1 protein-coding gene is annotated in these 1,304 nt (G+C 62.7%); it reads right to left on the reverse strand.

What is annotated here, in order from left to right; genetic code table 11:
• Window positions 1–104 precede the first annotated feature (104 nt).
• The coding region (locus CJ179_RS50425; RefSeq protein WP_095866534.1) for an IS1634 family transposase at window positions 105–1,304 on the reverse strand (1,200 nt) is incomplete at its 5' end.

Below are 1,304 nucleotides of genomic sequence, written 5' to 3' on the forward strand. Positions count from 1 at the left end.
ACCGCGACAAAAGGTGATTGAAAACGTTTTGCGCTGGCCGCTCCACCGTTCCGCGATCCCAATAGCAGGCATCTAACCTGACTTGCACAGTTTTAGTACCCCGGTCAACGTGTCGGTAGTTCCAGCGAGGTGAGGATGGCTGCGGCTTCGACGGTGAGCGGGTCGGCGGCGGTGTGGGGGTGGCCGGCGATGGTCAGGCTGATTTCTTGTAGCGGGCGCAGGGTTTTCACGATGCGCCCGATCGAGACTCCCGTCTCGGCCTGCAGATAGCGGGCGACCGCGAGCGCGGTGAACACGACCGTGAGGTGGGCTTCGATCGCGTCGCGGGTGTGGTGGAACATCGGCCGCGCCCGTAGGTCGGTTTTCGACATGCGGAACGACTGCTCGACATGCCAAAGGTCGTGATACTTGCCGATCACCTCGCCCGGGTCCATCAGTGTGGCGGGGATGTTGGTGACGTAGCCCTTCAACCCGACCAATGATCGGGCCCGATCGAGAGATGCGGTGTCGAGGGTGCGGCCGCCCGCGGTAGTCTTGACGAACCGCGTCGACTTCGGAGCTGTGCCGCCATCGACGACCTCCCTGGCCCGGGCCTCCTGGGCGTTGAGTGTCTGATTGTCGCGGACCGCCCGTCGTTTCGAGTACTGCCAGACCGCCCGCCAGGACTTCGGATGTCCGGCCGCGTCCCAGACCGGTTCGGTGCGCTTGTTGACGTTGTTGACGGTGCTCTTCGCGTGCCGGGGAGTGACCGTATCGATTATCTGTCCGTCAGCGAAAGTATTTCCGTTCCAATGGAAATGGTTTGCGAGATCGGCGGGGGCTTTGGTGACGCGGGACCCGACGATGAACTTGAGTCCGGCCTCGTCGAGGTCCTTGAGATTGCCGGCGGAGAGCATGCCTGCGTCGGCGGCGACAACCATCTCGACGGCCTCGATGTCGTGGCGGGCCTGGAACTGCCGGACGATCGGGACGATGGTATGGGTTTCTGCCTTGTTCCCTTCGAAGCAGCCGATCTCGAGGGGGAATCCGGTACGGTCGACGAGCAGGCCTACCACGATCTGCGGATCCACCCTGCGTTCCTTCGAATATCCGACCTTGCGCAGGTCGTCTTCCTTCTCTGCCTCGAAGTACAGCGTGGTGACGTCGTAGAGCACCAAGCTCAATCCGCCGGTCGCGGCGGCATGCTCGAAACATTTCTTCGCGACCCGATCTCGGTAATCGTTTGTAGCGCAACGCTTCAATGCGTTGGCGTAGGTGTTGCGGTGGGCCGGGGTCAGGCCGATCTCGGCGACGACCCGGCTGGT

Origin of the sequence: Rhodococcus sp. ACS1, assembly GCF_002300155.1 — a bacterium.
Lineage (GTDB): Bacteria > Actinomycetota > Actinomycetes > Mycobacteriales > Mycobacteriaceae > Rhodococcus_F > Rhodococcus_F koreensis.